The sequence below is a fragment of the Shewanella sp. 10N.286.52.E4 genome, from assembly GCF_041468785.1.
In the GTDB taxonomy this organism is placed as follows: domain Bacteria; phylum Pseudomonadota; class Gammaproteobacteria; order Enterobacterales; family Shewanellaceae; genus Shewanella; species Shewanella electrodiphila.
The window spans coordinates 1-16,496 of record NZ_JBFRJJ010000003.1 but is presented as its reverse complement, the minus strand read 5'-3'; the positions used below and the strand labels follow the sequence as shown (position 1 = coordinate 16,496).

The window sequence follows — 16,496 nt, the reverse complement described above, 5'->3', positions numbered from 1 at the left end:
GCGAACATTGTCTATTTCGCACTCATTTTGAGCACTTTTATCTTTAATCAATAAAATTACTGTTTTACTAATTGGTTTGAGCCAACAATCATCATTTCACATTTCTGACAATCAAAGACTAACTTCAATCTATCTTTACCAATATCTAACACCATAGGGTCGGCTTTAATCCCTTCAACTTCTTTAGGACATAAGTTGAAGCTGTAGCGCAAACAATGCTTAGTCACCATTAATGGTGCATCGGTTAGTACTTGGTTTTTCTCGTAAGTATCTTCCATTTGGATTACGCCATGCTGCTCGTAAAACTCACGAGACTTATCATTGGCCACATTAGATAAAAAGCTTAAATACTTTTGCGGGAAACGTGCTTCTTTATCATGCTCGCCTCTAAGAGGCCGTTGATAACCATTAATACGTGCTTCATCAAAAGCTGCAATCGCATCGCGGCGTAAACCATTAATCACTGAAGCCGGTAAAAACCAACGATTAGCGCAATTAACTTGCAACTGGTTTAAACGGTAATCACTGTTACCTAATTTGCCTAACTGAGTCCGTAAATTCGCATCCGCTTTGGCATAATCTTTTGCAGGCTCTTTGGCCCACTCAAGTTCAATTGTCACAGTGTGTTGATGGTTATCCGACACCGTTAAGGCAATACCTTGTTCGGTATCATCTAACACCATATCAACCATGATTTTACGACTGGCAGAGTCTTTTGATAATAACGCATCAAACTGATGGTCGAAGTTTCTAAATAACTCCACACCCACTTTTAGATCTTTGCTGACGTCAGTTAAAAATAAAGTGTTACCATCGGCGCGGTTAACCCGTAAGCCTTTGGTTTTATTATCTGACAAGCGTTGTTTCTGATAGCCATCAATGAAGAAACACAAGCCATCACCATTATTAAACTCAATGGTTTTACCGGCTTTTGCACTGTCGACTTTAATAAAGTCTCGGCCAACACCCACAATAGTACCGACCTTTTCACCAATGTATTTGGGTGAACTAAAATGCTCAATTAAGGCAGTGCGTTGATTAATAAAGTAATCTGTTTTACCTCGGTTAAAGCTTTTTTCAGGATCAGGTGTGAAAGTAAATTCGCTGCGACCATGAGACATTGACTCAAGATCATTGCGGTGATCAATAATCGCATCAAGCTGTTGACGATAATGTGCGGTGACATTTTTGAGGTAACTGATGTCTTTTAAGCGACCTTCAATTTTAAATGACGTCACGCCAGCATCAATCAAAGCTTCTAAATTCTCAGTTTGGTTATTATCTTTAAGGGATAATAAATGCTCATTTTCAGCTAATACTTCACCATCACGAGTCGACAAATCACAAGGAAGACGACACATTTGTGAGCACTCACCACGGTTAGCGCTGCGATTAGAAAAGGCATGACTGATATTACATAAACCGCTGTAGCTGACACATAATGCGCCATGGACAAAGTATTCTAATTTAAGTTTTGTTGTATCAGCAATTTGCTTAATCTGCGGTAAGTTTAACTCACGGGCTAACACCACTTGCGAGAAGCCTACCTGTTCTAAAAACACCGCTTTTTCAGGCGTACGATTATCCATTTGAGTACTGGCATGCATTGCAATTGGCGGTAAATCCAATTGCAGCAAGCCCATATCTTGAATAATCAGCGCATCCACGCCAGCTTCATATAACGACCAAATTAAGCTTTGTGCTTGCTCAATTTCGTCATCCATTAAGATGGTATTAAGCGCAACAAACACTTGCGCATGATAGCGATGAGCAAATTCTGCTAACCGAGCAATATCTTCAACACTGTTACCCGCATTATGGCGCGCGCCAAACGCTGGGCCACCAATGTAAACCGCATCTGCACCGTGACGAATGGCTTCGATACCATAGTCAGCATTTTTTGCAGGCGCTAAAAGCTCTAACTGTTTCTTTTCAGTAGGCTTAGTTACAGTTGATGCTGGCGAAAATATTTCTACAGAACTCATAATCAATGTTTATCTTTTTCTAGGTAATAAAAAATGCATCAAGATAGTAGCTAAACACGGACTAAAACCACGTGTATGTCACTATCATTGACGCACTGTTCAGCTTGCTAGTTTAGCAAAAAATAACCAGTTTCGCGGCTTTTACTTAAACAAATGCTGAATATTCTTAAAATCACTTTTACCTTCAGCGATTTCCTGCGGATTTAAACCTGAGACCTCATGAGGGAAAACTAACCACTCTTCCGATTCATGAATGAAGTAATCTGGCTTTAAATCAACCGCAGTATTTTTTGGCTTGTAGTAAGGACAAGCAACACGAATATCGGTAGGAATGTTTTTACGCATAAACTTTTGTAGTTTATCAATTAACGCATCAACACTACGACCTGAGTCAAATACGTCATCAACAATCAATAGACCGTCATCTGCATTGGCATTTTCAATGATGTAATGTAAGCCATGTACTTTAATTTTTTTACTTTGCTTATCAGTACCAATGCCATAGTAAGAAGAGGTTCTTACTGCGATATGATCGGTTTCGACATTTTTAAAATCATAGAATTCTTGAACGGCAATACCAATTGGAGCTCCACCACGCCAGATACCAACAATAAATTGTGGTCTAAAGCCACTGTCATAAACCTGCGCCGCAAGTTTAAAAGAATCTTCCAGTAGCTGTTGTGCACTGATGTAATGTTTATCTGTCATTGGTTTTGGCCCCTATCATTTTTATTGCGGCGAATTTTATACCAAATATGCAGGGTTTGTCTGTGAGGAATACGTTTAATCGACATATTTGTTAAACAAAATGAGCTTTAAGACTTAAATTAGACTTGAACAAAAAAACACCATTGACTCCTTTCATGTCTGTGGCATAGTAAATTTAATGCCAATTCATAGCGAAACCAACACTATGCTTGCAGCAAATGATGCGCAACTTCGTCAACAGTCTGAAACAGATAGATTATCTTTGAAAAGTGATAATCCGCTGATATGGCCCCTCCTCACTCTGCTTCAGAGTTCGTGTCAAAGCTGGAAAGTCCATCACCTTGCCAGTGAACTTCAACATAAAGGCTTAATGCATAATCTGGATCCTGAGCCTGAAAAAGACTTATTCAAACGTAATTTTTTACTGATGAACGCATTATTTGAACTACAAGCTTTGTTATTGCCCAATCAATGGCTACAAGTGCAAGCGATGGATATTCAAATTTTCAGAATTCTACCCAATGATATCGCCCAGCAACAACATCATGATACGCCGTTAAAAGAGTATTATCTCGATTGGCAGCACTACGATACTTGTGCCAATGTGGTGAAAGAAATGCTGGAGTCCTTTTGGTCAAGTTATCAAGAGTATATTGGCGTCAATCAAGTATTAATGCATGACAGCCATGCACTGAGTATTTTTGAGTTAGATGCAAGCGCCACCAATAAAGATATTCGTAAGCAATGGCGTAAGCTGGCACTAAAACTTCACCCCGATCGCCCAGGCGGAGATGCACATCAGTTTCGTCAGGTTTGTGAAGCATGGCAAACTTTACGATCTAAAGCTGGATAGTACCTGACTTAGATGCAGCTATTTTTATAAGAAAGCCGCATCACATCACATATTTAACCCTGAAATAAATCATCGTTTAGGTCATAATTCTTGTTAATATTAAGGCAATTAAGTATTGGCTTAATTAAGACTATTTTAAGTTTTCTCGCAACTACCAGCGGGTAACGCGACACTTTTATTGAGGCTGAAATGATTAAGATTAAACCTATTGCATTTACTATGGCACTTGCGGCATTCACCATCGCCCTTACTGGCTGTGGTAAACCTGCTGAAGTCACTGCTGAAAAAGCTGTTGAAGTCACTGCTGAAAAAACTGTAGAAACAGTTGCTGTTCTTCCATCTAAATTTGTTGAAGATCAGCATTACACTAAAATTTCTGATGGTCCAGCATCTAGCGAACCTAAGATTTCTGAGTTCTTTTCTTTCTACTGTCATAACTGTTACAACATGGAAACTAGATACCTGCCAGAAATCAAAGGTAACTTGAACAAAGAGATTGGCTTCGAAACTAAGCACGTTGACTTTATGAACAGCGAGATTGGTACTGAAGTTATGCGCGCATTAGCTGTTATTCATGAAGTCGGTAATGAAAAAGCGTTAAACGCTGCAATGTTCCAAGCGATTCAAGGCGAAGGTGGTCATCACGACCATAGCGCTCCAGGCCACAGCCATGACGAGCCAGAAATTAACAACCGTGACGACATCAAAAACGTATTTGCCGCAAACGGCGTTGATGCTGAAACTTATGACAAAATTGCAGATAGCGATGCAACTGATGCGAAGCTAGCACTATGGCGTCAACAGCAAGTCATGTTCCAAGTACAAAGTGTGCCTACATTTATCGTTAACGATAAGTACGCAATCAACATGAACGAAATGGCGACCTTAGGTGACTTGATTGATGTGATGAATTACTTAGCGTTAGAAAAGAAGTAACTCATTTAGTCATGAGCGCTACTCGCGCTCTTTAAGACATTAAAAAGCCCGACTTTAGCGATAAAGTCGGGCTTTTTGTATCTGTATTTTTATCTCTGTATTTTTATAAATGCCGTTTATAAATGCCGTTTGTAACAAACACTAGGTAAACTCGGACAAAAATAATAATCGGTAAACCACTATCATAACTTCAGCTGTGTTATGAGTTACGCACCATGTCGATAATATGAAATGCAGCAAACACAATATGGAGCATTAAAAAGCCAACAAATCCTTGCGCAAACATAATGTGGTATTTACGCCACATCAAAGCATCACTGGTGCCTTGTAGGATAAACCAAGCAATCCCCGTAATACTGACTAACGCCATTAATAGTAAGCCAATACCTTCCACGATACTGAAAATACCTTTACCGCCAGAACTCGGTAACTTGCCTTGTTTTAATTGCTTAATTTCATCGACGCATTGGGAAAAGTCTAATTTAAGCCAAGGAAAGAACTGACGCCAATGGCCATTAAGTAAGTTTTTCAACAAAAACAGCAATCCGAAAATCGCTGCGATTAAGCCAATATAAACATGTAAGCTATCCCAAATACTGGCTTTAGCACGTAATCGGCTACCAATTAAAATCCACGGACTCGTCACTACCAGAAAAACACTTAACGTGATCACAATGACATGAAGCTTTTCTGATATCAGCTTGACAAATTTTGATGATTTTAGGCTCATATTGTTCCTTGTTGCATTCCTAACTAAGGGCTTGGTTCTTCATTTAGCGTTAAGTGCTGTATGAGGCTTAATAATGCAAGTCATTTAATCAATAAAGCCAACAAGTACATTGTTGGCTTTAAACTTATTTACGCTGACTGAATTTGCGCGACGTAGTTATCTACCTTCGCCCAATCAGTATATTCAACTTTGGTATTTGGATCCGTTGGGCCTTTAGTTATCCACATAATGAAACGAATGATATTGCGATCCATCGGGCCATAAAATTGATAATCTAAATTGCCACCAAACACTTCTAATACCTTAGGTTGCCATTCACTTTGTTTTAAAAAGGCCTGCATGTACATATTGGTATCTGGTGTATTTTTACCTGGTTTTCTGGCCACTAAACTCACTGAAAAGAATCCATTAGCCTTACTATCAAGCACCTCTTTGTTATCAGCAACAAACTGATAAAGTTCAGGGCGATGTTTACCATGGCGAATACTGGCGCCGATAAAGACTTTATCAAAAGCAGTTAAATCAGGCTTATCTTCAAGTGCTGCGAGGGTGACGGTTTCACCTTCTGCGGTGAGCTTGTCTTGCATGTAATCGCAAATCTTACGGGTTTGACCGTGGACAGTTGAATAAATAATTAGAATATTGCTCACGTTCACCTCGACGATAATAAAGAAAAAGCAGTTACGATTATTAAACCGTTAACGACTCAGCAAGATTTTATCCAACCATGCTATTACATCTAATCTTAATAGAAAGCGAAATATAATTACATGGATCAGATCACGCCAAATTAGCAACATCGACTATTAATAGTTAAGACTTTTGAGTGGCTCACAAAAAAGTGGATAACTCTGATGAGTTATCCACTTAATTTTTTCAAATCAGCAATTTAAAATTGTTGATTATGGCAACTGCGGGTTTAAAAGTTATAGCGACATTAAGAATGATACTAACTGGTCGCGCTCAGCTTTAGTTAGTGCCATAAAGGCCTCTTTGCTATTACTTGCTTCACCGCCATGCCATAAAATGGCTTCTTCCACTGTGGCTGCGCGGCCATCATGTAAAAAGCCCGCTTGCGGGTTAACGGTTTGCGTTAAGCCTAAGCCCCATAAAGGACGCGTGCGCCACTCATTACCATTGGCTAAAAAGTCAGGGCGACCATCGGCTAAGTCATCACCCATATCATGTAATAACATATCGGTGAATGGGTAAATGACTTGTCCCTTGAGCGAATCTATTATCTCAATACCACCAATATCGCCTACCGTTTTAGTGGTAAAGCTTGGTGTGTGACAGCCACTACAATTAACTTGTGTAAATAAACGTGCGCCTTCACGCACATCACTATCATCTACATTACGTCTTGCCGGTACCGCTAATGTTTCAGCATAAAATACTACTGCGTCACTAAAGGCCTGATCCGCCTCTGGCGCCCCATTTTCATCACTACCAGTATCAACAAAACCGGTACGGGTTAAGTAAGAGTCATGCAAGCTGGTGCCAACAACACTTTCATCAGGGAATAATGGATTAGTAATGCCAATATCACCGCGAAGTGCACCTAAAGACTGCACTCTGACACTTGGGGTATTCGCTTTCCAACCAAAACGCCCTAGTGATACTGGCGTTTCATCGCCGTTACGGTCTTTAATAGCATCAAACACCCAGTTTGGACGGCCAGATATGCCATCGTCATTCGCATCATTTTCATCTGCAAGGGCTAAAATATCCGCTTCAGGGATCGCTTCAAGTAAACCTAATCCAAAAACAGGCATGCCATTTCGCCAGCCCATTAACACGTCATCTTGGAGTAGATTGGACGTGACGTTAGCGCTTTGCTTAGTTTCACCTGGAGCATCATAAGGATTCTCGACTTCAAAAATTGGCTTTTTCAATTCGACACTAGTTCCATCGCTATAAGTCACTGCACTGCGCTCATAAGACAAGTACACATCCGCTTGACCACCAAAAGCATTATCCTGCCAGTCAGCACGTGCTTTTAATACGCCACGGTGAAATAACTGCCCGCCAAAATCAGGGACTGCAATCGGCGCACAATAGTCGTTATCCGCAGTTGGGGTAATACACTCTTCATCGGGAGTTTTACTAATACGTAAAAAAATACCCGCATCAGAGCCTAATTTAACCCGTGTTTCATCTGCCGCTAAAAATGGGGTTGAGTTGCGGCCGTCACGTTGGTGACAAGAATTACAATCAGCATTGTTAAATACTGGACCTAAGCCATCTTGTTCTGGATGCTGTTCATTGGGTGCTGTGGTAAACGAGATCTCAAAATTAGCGTCACCTTCGAGATGCAGGGCTAAATCGGCTTCGGTTAAATTGGGTGAAGGCGTTGAAAAACCATGGCCTGAATTACCCGCATCATAAGTAGTGGTATCACCACCACTGGCAGTAATATCAGTAAAGTCAGGGTAGATGACAACTGGAGGCTCGGTTACTGTCGGGGTTTCATCATCACCACTGCCACCACAGGCAGATAACATGAGTACACTGACAATGGAGGCCAGTAAGGTTTTACCATTTAAACTAGGATAATTAGGGGCGTTAACAGCTTTGGGATTCTTGCTCATCTTAGACACTCTTATATCAAGACCGGTATCTCTACCGACGGTGTTCAAAACACTTTATTTGACTTGTCATGCTCTTACGGCCAACTTCATCAATGTCATCAAATCGCGCTACTGACACTGGCTCAGTATCAGTAGCGCTATCGTTATTACTATTTAATAGAAATTACTGGGCATTCCACTCAGATAATAGTGGAATAACATCTGACTCTAATGAGGCTTGTAAGGTTGTTAATGCGGTCACTGCCGTTTCAATACGAGCACGTCCATCTTCATCTAAAATAGCTTGACGAAATGGCATGTTGTTGCTGCCAGAAATCGCCTGGATTTTTAGGATTGAATCATCAATTTCACTTGCTATACGCACTGATAAATCACTGTCTGCAGCGGCAACAAAGTCGATAATGCCTTGCTTGTCAGCACCGCCAATAAACTCACCTTGGTACACATTGCGAACACCTTGAATGTTGTCAGCAAAGTCGGTTAATGAATTCCAAGAGTATTGAGATTCAACTTTTGACGTATCTGCATTGGCAAGTGAGTCACCGAATGGATCGGCAATTTTACCGTTACCCACTTCATCAACAATCCCAATCATGCCGTTAATTAACTCTTCAATAACAGCAAGCTCTGATGAATAAATGGTATTGCTGTCGCTACCAGGTGTTTTTAATAAGTCAGCGTATGGTAATGCGTTAGTATCTTGTGGGTTATGAGAAACCTGCCAAGCATCATCAAGTTGCACTGCGTAGTCACGGAAAACTTCTGATAACGCAATCACGTATTCACGTTCAGCTGTAGTTAGCTCACTAATTAACTTAGTGTTGTCATTAACACCGTCACCAAATAACAAGAACTCAATAGTGTGGAAACCTTGAACATCATCATTCCAGCTTTTAATTGTTTCAGCGTCAAAACCATTGCTGTTATCCAGCTGAGTTTGAAGATCTGTGGTATTTAAAGGCCAGCTATCTAAATGAGGATCGATACTCAGTGAATCAACAGGACCGAAAATGTGTGATTCCCCCTGTTCCCAAGGTTTACGAGCCGCTTTCCATGCATCTTGTGCAGCCACTAAATCAACTTGAGACGTTGAATTTAATAGCTTTTGGGTAGCCAGTAACAGTGCATCACCTTGTGCCGCTAAATCAGCATATCCAGCAACAATCACATCATCAGTTAAATTAGTGACCATCTCAGTTGCAGCGAAAGTGAAGCCCGTTTCAGGTACAACAGGATCCGTTGTTCCTGTGTCACTCGAATCTGAGCCAGAACCGCCACATGCTGCCAATGTACCCATTAAAGTTAATGCAATCGCTGTATACTTAAAATTCATGTAAAACTCCATTTAAATCAATAATATTTGCTGACTAACTTCAGCACGTTCATTTCTAAAACTTGTTGACTGAATGCCGTTAAAGCAGTCAGCCTTTACACCTGCATTAAAGCGAGAATTGGTAACCCACACCTAAGGCAAAAAAGTTGGTATCTGGAATACTGGCAACAGCGACTTGCTGTAAACCACCTTCGGCTTTAATGACAATTTCAGGGATTGGGAAATAGTTAACGCCGATACTGCTCCACGTGTTTTCATAACGCTTAGTTGCAGTGCCGCTCTCTACTTCCATTAATGGATTTGAATAATCGATATTGGCAAAGACTGTCATTGGGATATCGAGATAATCATCAAGCTTAAAGCCCGCTTCAACAAAAAATGCTTGAGATTTAGACCCTAACTGAGCGAAGTTTCCAGGACGTAAACCAGGGGTGGTTTTGTTCGCTTGAGTGATCGCATCAGTATCACTTAATGTGCCATACATGTACTGACCACGAAGCACCCATGGGCCTTCAACAAAGGCTGCTGATGCTGTCACAATGCTCAACGTGCCATCAACATTTAGCTTGTTACTCTTGTTGCGGTTGCCTGAGGTATTACCGTAATAATAAGACACACCAATTGCGCTACCGGTTTTGAAATTGCCGTAATCTAATCGACCCGCAAATGCTAAGTCATCTGCGTTTACGTGCTCAAAGCGCGTTTGATGACCAGATGCAACCCAATCATAAGTTCTGAAATATTCTGAGTTAAGGCCACTGACGATCTGTGCTTGATAATGAAAATCAGAGATTTCACCATAAACGCCAATACCGTTTTCATTCCATACAGCAGGGATCATCGCCGCTTCACTTTTATGGCGTAATACTGTGAGATATTGATTAGGTTTATGCAGAGTGCTAGTTAAGCCGATTGGCAAATGGATATTACCGAATTTAACCCCGAAAGCATCACTTGGGCGATAACGTACTTCAGCTTTTTCAACAACGACTTCACCGCCTGCTTCTGTTTCGGTTTCAAACTCACCAAACTCATCAAAGCCATCATATTCGAGCGCAGCCCCTGTTCCGCCGTGCTCATATTCAATTTCAACTTCCATGCTCCATGCATCGTTAAATTGATAACCAAACTCAGTGACTATTCGTTCTAAATCAAAACGATTTCTTCTTTCTGGCGTCGTGTCTTGAACATTATCGAAGTATTCATCACTGGTGAAGTTGGCTGAACCATAAGACTTAAATGAGAATTTACTGTAACGCTCTTCCGCTTGTGACACCGTTTCACTGACTTGTTTAACTGCTACTTGTTGCTCGTGTTGAGCCACTTCAATTTGCTTTTGAGATTCACTCTGAAGAGATTGCTGCTTAGCCAATTCTTGTAATTGTTGCTTAAGTGCCGCAATTTCAGCTTCTTGCTTTGCTATTGCTTTAGCTAAATCATCAGCCGATATTGCTGCATGTGCCACATTTGTTGCACCTAACCCAATTACACTCGCTATAGATACTGCCAACAGCGTTAACTTTTTGCTCATCTCATTCTCCACAATAATTGCGTGCTTTGTTATTACGGCAATACAATACTCCAAATGATAATCATTTGCATTAAAATTTACATTTATTTTTGCAACCTCATTTACAATAGATTTACACTTGGCGTAAAATTGCAAACTGTGTAACCATGCGTTTAATGGATTAAATTCAGGAAAATAGCCTTATGCCAGCCCATTCGAGTAAGAACCCTCAGCAGCTTTTATTGTGGATGACCTTCGTTATGTCGATGGTTTTTGCTGTCTGGCAAGCGCTTCTCAACAATTTTGTTATTGAGAAAGCGGCATTTAGTGGTGCTGAAATAGGAATGCTTCAAAGCTTGCGCGAAGTGCCAGGTTTTTTAGCTTTCACCGCTATTTTCGTTTTATTACTTATTCGTGAACAATCTTTTGCATTAATCTCACTCGCTGTCTTATCCATCGGTATTGCCATCACAGGTTTTTTTCCTTCTGTGCTGGGCTTATATCTCACCACTGTTCTGATGTCGATTGGCTTCCATTACTTTGAAACAATTAACCAATCGCTCACATTACAGTGGGTAGATAAGCAAGATACGGCTGGTTTTTTAGGTAAAGCGTTAGCATGGCGATCAGCTGCTGCACTGATGGGCTACGGTAGTATTTGGCTAGTGATGAGCTGGATGAAGCTCGACTATGTTTGGATGTATGGCATCATTGGCACATTGGGATTAATAGCTGTCTTAATCATGGCTTTCTATTACCCAAGGTTTGAAATCGCTGAGCCGCAGCATAAGAAACTTATCTTTAGAAAACGATACTGGCTTTACTATGCACTGACATTTTTATCCGGTGCCAGAAGACAAATCTTCATGGTATTTGCTGGGTTCATGATGGTGGAAAAATTCGGCTACTCGGTTTCAGAAATTACTGCATTATTCTTAATAAATTACGTTGTTAATCTCTTTTTTGCTCCAGCTCTTGGTCGTTTTATTGGACGAATTGGCGAACGAAATGCTCTTGTTATCGAGTATGTCGGGCTTATCATTGTCTTTGCTAGCTACGCCTTTGTAGAGCACGCACAAGTTGCAGCAGCTTTGTATGTTATCGACCACCTACTATTTGCTATGGCTATTGCTATGAAGACGTACTTTCAAAAAATTGCAGACCCTAAAGATATTGCTGCAAGTATGTCAGTCAGTTTCACCATTAATCATATTGCTGCTGTCATCATTCCAGCCTTACTGGGTATTTTATGGTTAAGCTCACCACAATGGGTATTTATGATCGGTGTGTTGTTTGCGTTATGTTCATTGATATTATCGTTAAATATTCCGTCAATGCCTCAACCTGGAAACGAAACAAATTGGGGCAAATCAACTAAAATAAATGATGATACGATATAACCCAGTCAAGTACTTGGGCTAAGAGAGCAATAATGGCAGAGAATCATCCAAAACAAGCTGACAAAACAAATGCAGGCGTTTCTGCACGTAAAAAGGCACTGTTACTTGGCAAAATGCTCGGTTTAGCAAGTGAAGAGGAATACCGTCCATCTCAAGCATCTATCGGTGAACGTTCGCAATTCAGATTACAAAAAAATCAGATTTTGCATCAGTTAAATTTAGAAACGATTTTTTCACTCGCGCTCAATTACACCCCTTCAGATGTAACAGGTGAAGACCTTGACCCAGACTGGAGTTATCAATTCTTTCAAATGGCTGAACAAATCAGCTCTCGCAGAATGCAGGATTTGTGGGCAAGGATCCTTGCCAGTGAAATAGTCAAACCAGGTAAGTTTAGTCTCAGAACATTAGCTATTTTAAAGCAGCTCACGCAACGTGAAGCGCAAATACTTGAAAAAGCGCTGGGAATGTCAGTTAAATTAAACACCGAAACCCGTTATAAACTATTGAACGGTTACCGAATTCAAGGTGGGATACAGCAGTATTTTAGAAAGACATCGACTGTAAATGTCGGCCTTTCAAAGTTTGGCCTGCCCTATTCAAGTATTCTCACTTTAATGGATGCTGGGATATTGCATAGCAGTGAATTTGAAACCGGTATTTTAGAAAAAAATGCTGCTATTTTACTTAGCATGACAGACCATCAAATCAAAATATCCCCAAGAAGTAATAACTTATTATTCAGTTACTATCGCTTTACGCCAGTTGGAGATGAGCTGTGTATCTTAGTCCAAGCTAAAGCCGACAATGACTTCACTAAGGCTTTAGCCCAAAGCTTGAAAGTTGATTTTAATGTTACGTGATTTCAGGAAGTGGTATTGAACAGCTGTCTTGCTTGTCGAGGAACAAGTGCTTAATAACGACAAGAGCTAGATAAGAAGAAAAGAGATAAGAAGAGAAGAGAGAAGAAAGAAGAAAGAAGAAAGAAGAGAAGATAGAGCTAAGAGATAGCAATTAATTTTAAACAATTAACTTAGTGACTATAACATCCTAGATTAGGTGTATAACGACGCTTATTATTAACCAACACAAAGGTTAGAATCACCTAATAAGGGTTTATTTTTAAGATGTTATCTTCTTCATCTTTAGATGGGTTAGCTTGATGTTCGTAAAGGTATGAATATTTTGATTTATGCATAGAGAATAGAAACTGTCTTAGGGTTTCTCTTGATTCATCACTCACCACGATAGTAGCTGCAATAACGCCATTTTCAGATCGTACAATTTGATATTCGATTTCAAAACTGATGTCTTTGGTTAAAATCAACTTAGCACGACGTGATTCAACATCATCCGAAATGTTTGGAGCATAAAGAGTTAAGCCCGTACTAGAAAGCGATAACACTTCAATAGCAAGGTTGGTATCAAAATCAATGATTCTGACATTATCAAGTTCTTTCATTCTCCAACTGCGATCGGCTCCGCGTGTATCAACAACTTCAGGAATGCCAAGTGTAGGCGCAAACTGTCCCAATTCATCCATTGCAATACTTAATGGAAACCAGAGTCTGTAATGACTAATTTCAGCCAATAGGGTTAATTGAGTTTTACCAAGCAACCTCGCTAATGTTGAAGGGATTTCAGTTGTTACAGCAACGGTGTCAGAATGAGTATCATCAGAAGCTTTAACAGCAGAAGGCTTCTTAGCAAATAATTCGCTAAAACAAGCTAATTCTTCTTTTGTTAAATTGGTATTCATTTTCTACTCACTCCACCTGTTAAACTTTGTAACAATCCTAACATGTACAACTTTAGCGCACAAATAATCAGCAAATATATACGTAAAACTATAAAGAAAAGAATGACTTTACTGGTTTAGTAACTGATATGTGTTACTTCTAACTTTATTGAACTGCGCTTATTATATGACCAGTGAAAGATATAAAAGTTGCAGTTAAAATTGACTCATCATTAAATAAGACCGGATTAATTAGATAAATATTGTACGGATTAGCTTTTCTTTTAGATCATCTGCTTTTCCCAACTACAAGCCGCAAGTATAGCAATAGCCACAGCCAGTAGAATATTGTTTTTAAATACAAAAATTTTCTATTCAATAATTCATCACAAATTAAGTTGCGCGCAATTTAATTTTGGCGTATCGTATTTATCATTGAGTCAATGGATAGTGGGTATCCAATTGAGTCACTCATTATCAATATAGAATTAAATCGATTAGGAGTTTTCAATGGATATCATATACGCAGCAACAGCAACAACTACAGGCGGAAGAGACGGAAAATCAGTATCATCTGATAATAAGCTATCAGTTAATCTTAGTACCCCTAAAGAGCTAGGGGGCGCAGGTGGTGAAGGAACAAATCCAGAACAACTATTTGCAGCAGGTTATTCAGCTTGTTTCATTGGCGCGATGAAATTTGTTGCCGGCCAAGAAAAGAAAATATTGAGCTCAGACCTTTCAGTTGAAGCCACAGTAGGTATTGGGGCTAATACAGCTGGCGTCGGTTTTGCTATCGATGTCGAACTTAAAGTCACCCTACCAGGTATGACAAAAGATGAAGCTGAAGCACTAGTCGAAAAAGCCCATCAAGTTTGCCCTTATTCAAATGCGACACGTGGCAATATCCGTGTTGAGCTTATTGTTCTGTAACAGCTGAATATCACATTTTTAAAGCATTATAAAAACAGCCTATCAAGCAATTGATAGGCTGTTTTATCTGAACCAAGAAATATATTGTTCCTACTCTACTTTAGAGTGATTAAAGCCCATCAATTAAAGTTCTTCGAGTAAATCAGTGGAGAAATCATCAAGGGTGATAGTTAAGTTTAAATCAGCAATTTGTGCCTCTATTCTTCTAATATCACTATCAACAGTTACCATGGTCAAAGTGTTATTATCTAGCTCATACACCTTCTTTTGACTGTGATAGTAGTAAAGTAAAATTGTAATCGCATCAACATCGTTTTCTTTTGCCGCAGCGAGCACTTTCTTCAATTTTCGATAGATGCGGTTCTGTAATTGCTTAACTTGCCATACCCAATAAATCTCTTTCATGTAAGGCTTGGTTTTAATCGCATTCATCACTAAACTGCAGCTTACAACAGCAAGTAACACACCGATAAGATTAAGGTGAAAATGCCCTGTTGGTTCACCTCTGACTAACTCATCACTGCCAAAAAATTGAATCAATATTGAGCCGAAAGCTAATGAAAGTATCGTTAGAGAAGCGACTAATGAAATGAGCAACACATTAAGTCGTTTACGGTATTGTGGCTTGTCGATTGGAATAAATTGCATGAAGTACCTTACTTAAGGATAGTGTTTCTATTTTACACCTATAAAACCAAACAGCGTGTTGTTTTTACTAATTGAAAGGTAACTTAATGTAGGTTATATGACTTAATATTATAAAAAGCTAGATTGGCTTGACACCTCATAGGATAAGCTATTTATATAAATTACAGATACAAAAAAGCCGAGCTAATGCTCGGCTTTTTCTAAATTTGGCAGGGGTAGCAAGACTCGAACTCGCAACCATCGGTTTTGGAGACCGCTGTTCTACCAATTGGAACTATACCCCTGTTGACGGAATGCATTATGCTAAAACCACTGCAAAAGGTAAAGCATTATTTATCACAAACGCACTGACTGTGGGTTTTTCAGCCAAATATAGCGATATATAATCCATTTTAGCTTATACACAGACATTAAACTTAAATACGCTATTTGTGCTGCAACAGATCACATACTTTCAAATGTTAACAGACTCTAATTTTAATGGAGGAATACAATATCGAAAGTTTTATTGTTGAATTAACAAAAACGAGAAAAGCCGTAAGCATACCATTAGATCATGATTGAACGGCACTAAGCGGCTAACACAAGATATGAGAACATTAGTGTCTTCGCTTTTATTAAGTACATTCTTAGTCCGCGTTATTGTGAAGAAAATGTATTGATTAAGGCGCAAAGGAAAGGAATAAATATTTCAGCCCCTCCCCTAACAAAGCTGTTGAGCTTTTCGTAATACTGGCTGAGCGGCCTTTCACTAATTAACGACAAACTACTAGCAACCTGCCTAATGACAAGCCTACTGAATACTTTAGAGAGCCCACATAACTCTTATATGCGCTACATTACCAGTTTTAACAAGGGAAAATTAAAATGTAGCTGCTTTAGTGGGTAAATATACAGTTCATGTTACCTTTCTTTGAAACATCCAAACGAAAAAAGCCTCACCTTTCGATGAGGCTTTCGTATTTGTGGGTGAGTACGGCGATAGCCGTGAGCTTACGAACGCGAAGCTAAGGCGGACTATTTTTGTAAAAGTCCGCGACGCCACAACAACTAGTTAGAATATTTTATATACAAAAAGCCATATCACTCTCTATAAACAAGAAGTGATAGGGCTATAAACGCCAGACACGA

At 39.6% G+C, this 16,496-nt stretch carries 14 protein-coding genes and 1 tRNA gene; 5 read left to right on the top strand and 10 right to left on the bottom strand.

The annotated features are described in order from the left end of the window. Positions 1 to 56 precede the first annotated feature (56 nt). Together AB4153_RS01150 and AB4153_RS01145 are read right to left on the bottom strand one after the other, a co-directional pair. A complete protein-coding gene (locus tag AB4153_RS01150; protein ID WP_371996090.1) occupies positions 57 to 1,985 on the bottom strand; it encodes a U32 family peptidase in 1,929 nt (642 codons plus the stop codon). 141 nt (positions 1,986 to 2,126) lie between these two features. Then, entirely contained in the window at positions 2,127 to 2,693 is a 567-nt protein-coding gene (locus AB4153_RS01145) for a phosphoribosyltransferase (protein WP_102528939.1), read from the bottom strand. Positions 2,694 to 2,898: 205 nt separating this feature from the next. On the opposite strand from AB4153_RS01145, the gene AB4153_RS01140 reads away from it, so the two are divergent. Together AB4153_RS01140 and AB4153_RS01135 are read left to right on the top strand one after the other, a co-directional pair. Further along, a complete protein-coding gene (locus tag AB4153_RS01140; RefSeq protein ID WP_303513524.1) occupies positions 2,899 to 3,546 on the top strand; it encodes a DNA-J related domain-containing protein in 648 nt (215 codons plus the stop codon). A gap of 189 nt (positions 3,547 to 3,735) precedes the next feature. Beyond that, the gene (locus AB4153_RS01135; protein WP_371996089.1) at positions 3,736 to 4,482 is read left to right on the top strand and encodes a thiol:disulfide interchange protein DsbA/DsbL; all 747 of its coding nucleotides are present in this window, start codon (positions 3,736 to 3,738) and stop codon (positions 4,480 to 4,482) included. 199 nt (positions 4,483 to 4,681) lie between these two features. Here AB4153_RS01135 and AB4153_RS01130 read toward each other — a convergent pair whose 3' ends face one another. From AB4153_RS01130 to AB4153_RS01110, 5 genes are all read right to left on the bottom strand, one after another. Next, the gene (locus AB4153_RS01130) at positions 4,682 to 5,212 is read right to left on the bottom strand and encodes a cytochrome b/b6 domain-containing protein (RefSeq protein WP_248954832.1); all 531 of its coding nucleotides are present in this window, start codon (positions 5,210 to 5,212) and stop codon (positions 4,682 to 4,684) included. Positions 5,213 to 5,340: 128 nt separating this feature from the next. After that, complete coding sequence (hemG, locus tag AB4153_RS01125; protein WP_303513414.1) at positions 5,341 to 5,862, bottom strand: menaquinone-dependent protoporphyrinogen IX dehydrogenase; 522 nt, start codon at positions 5,860 to 5,862, stop codon at positions 5,341 to 5,343. Between the two features lie 276 nt (positions 5,863 to 6,138). Beyond that, positions 6,139 to 7,716, bottom strand: coding sequence for a di-heme oxidoredictase family protein (locus AB4153_RS01120; protein ID WP_371996128.1), 1,578 nt, complete (start codon positions 7,714 to 7,716; stop codon positions 6,139 to 6,141). Positions 7,717 to 7,966: 250 nt separating this feature from the next. Continuing rightward, positions 7,967 to 9,136: an imelysin family protein gene (locus tag AB4153_RS01115; RefSeq protein ID WP_371996087.1), complete on the bottom strand. Its 1,170-nt coding sequence runs from the start codon at positions 9,134 to 9,136 to the stop codon at positions 7,967 to 7,969. Positions 9,137 to 9,242: 106 nt separating this feature from the next. Continuing rightward, on the bottom strand, positions 9,243 to 10,667 hold the full coding sequence (locus AB4153_RS01110) for a hypothetical protein (RefSeq protein ID WP_371996085.1): 1,425 nt from the start codon (positions 10,665 to 10,667) through the stop codon (positions 9,243 to 9,245). Between the two features lie 182 nt (positions 10,668 to 10,849). On the opposite strand from AB4153_RS01110, the gene AB4153_RS01105 reads away from it, so the two are divergent. Together AB4153_RS01105 and AB4153_RS01100 are read left to right on the top strand one after the other, a co-directional pair. Then, positions 10,850 to 12,046 (top strand): MFS transporter, encoded by a 1,197-nt coding sequence (locus tag AB4153_RS01105; protein ID WP_371996083.1) that lies wholly within the window; start codon positions 10,850 to 10,852, stop codon positions 12,044 to 12,046. Between the two features lie 32 nt (positions 12,047 to 12,078). Beyond that, positions 12,079 to 12,909 carry a TIGR03899 family protein gene (locus AB4153_RS01100; protein ID WP_303513423.1) on the top strand — a complete coding sequence of 277 codons (831 nt, stop codon included), beginning with the start codon at positions 12,079 to 12,081 and terminating at the stop codon, positions 12,907 to 12,909. A gap of 242 nt (positions 12,910 to 13,151) precedes the next feature. On the opposite strand, the gene AB4153_RS01095 is transcribed toward AB4153_RS01100, so the two are convergent. Beyond that, the gene (locus AB4153_RS01095; RefSeq protein ID WP_303513425.1) at positions 13,152 to 13,805 is read right to left on the bottom strand and encodes a hypothetical protein; all 654 of its coding nucleotides are present in this window, start codon (positions 13,803 to 13,805) and stop codon (positions 13,152 to 13,154) included. Positions 13,806 to 14,294: 489 nt separating this feature from the next. On the opposite strand from AB4153_RS01095, the gene AB4153_RS01090 reads away from it, so the two are divergent. Continuing rightward, a complete protein-coding gene (locus tag AB4153_RS01090) occupies positions 14,295 to 14,717 on the top strand; it encodes an organic hydroperoxide resistance protein (protein WP_102528948.1) in 423 nt (140 codons plus the stop codon). A 123-nt stretch (positions 14,718 to 14,840) separates the two neighbouring features. Here AB4153_RS01090 and AB4153_RS01085 read toward each other — a convergent pair whose 3' ends face one another. Beyond that, positions 14,841 to 15,365: a DUF3087 domain-containing protein gene (locus tag AB4153_RS01085; protein ID WP_102528949.1), complete on the bottom strand. Its 525-nt coding sequence runs from the start codon at positions 15,363 to 15,365 to the stop codon at positions 14,841 to 14,843. A 207-nt stretch (positions 15,366 to 15,572) separates the two neighbouring features. After that, a tRNA-Trp gene (locus tag AB4153_RS01080) sits at positions 15,573 to 15,649 on the bottom strand. Positions 15,650 to 16,496 lie beyond the last annotated feature (847 nt).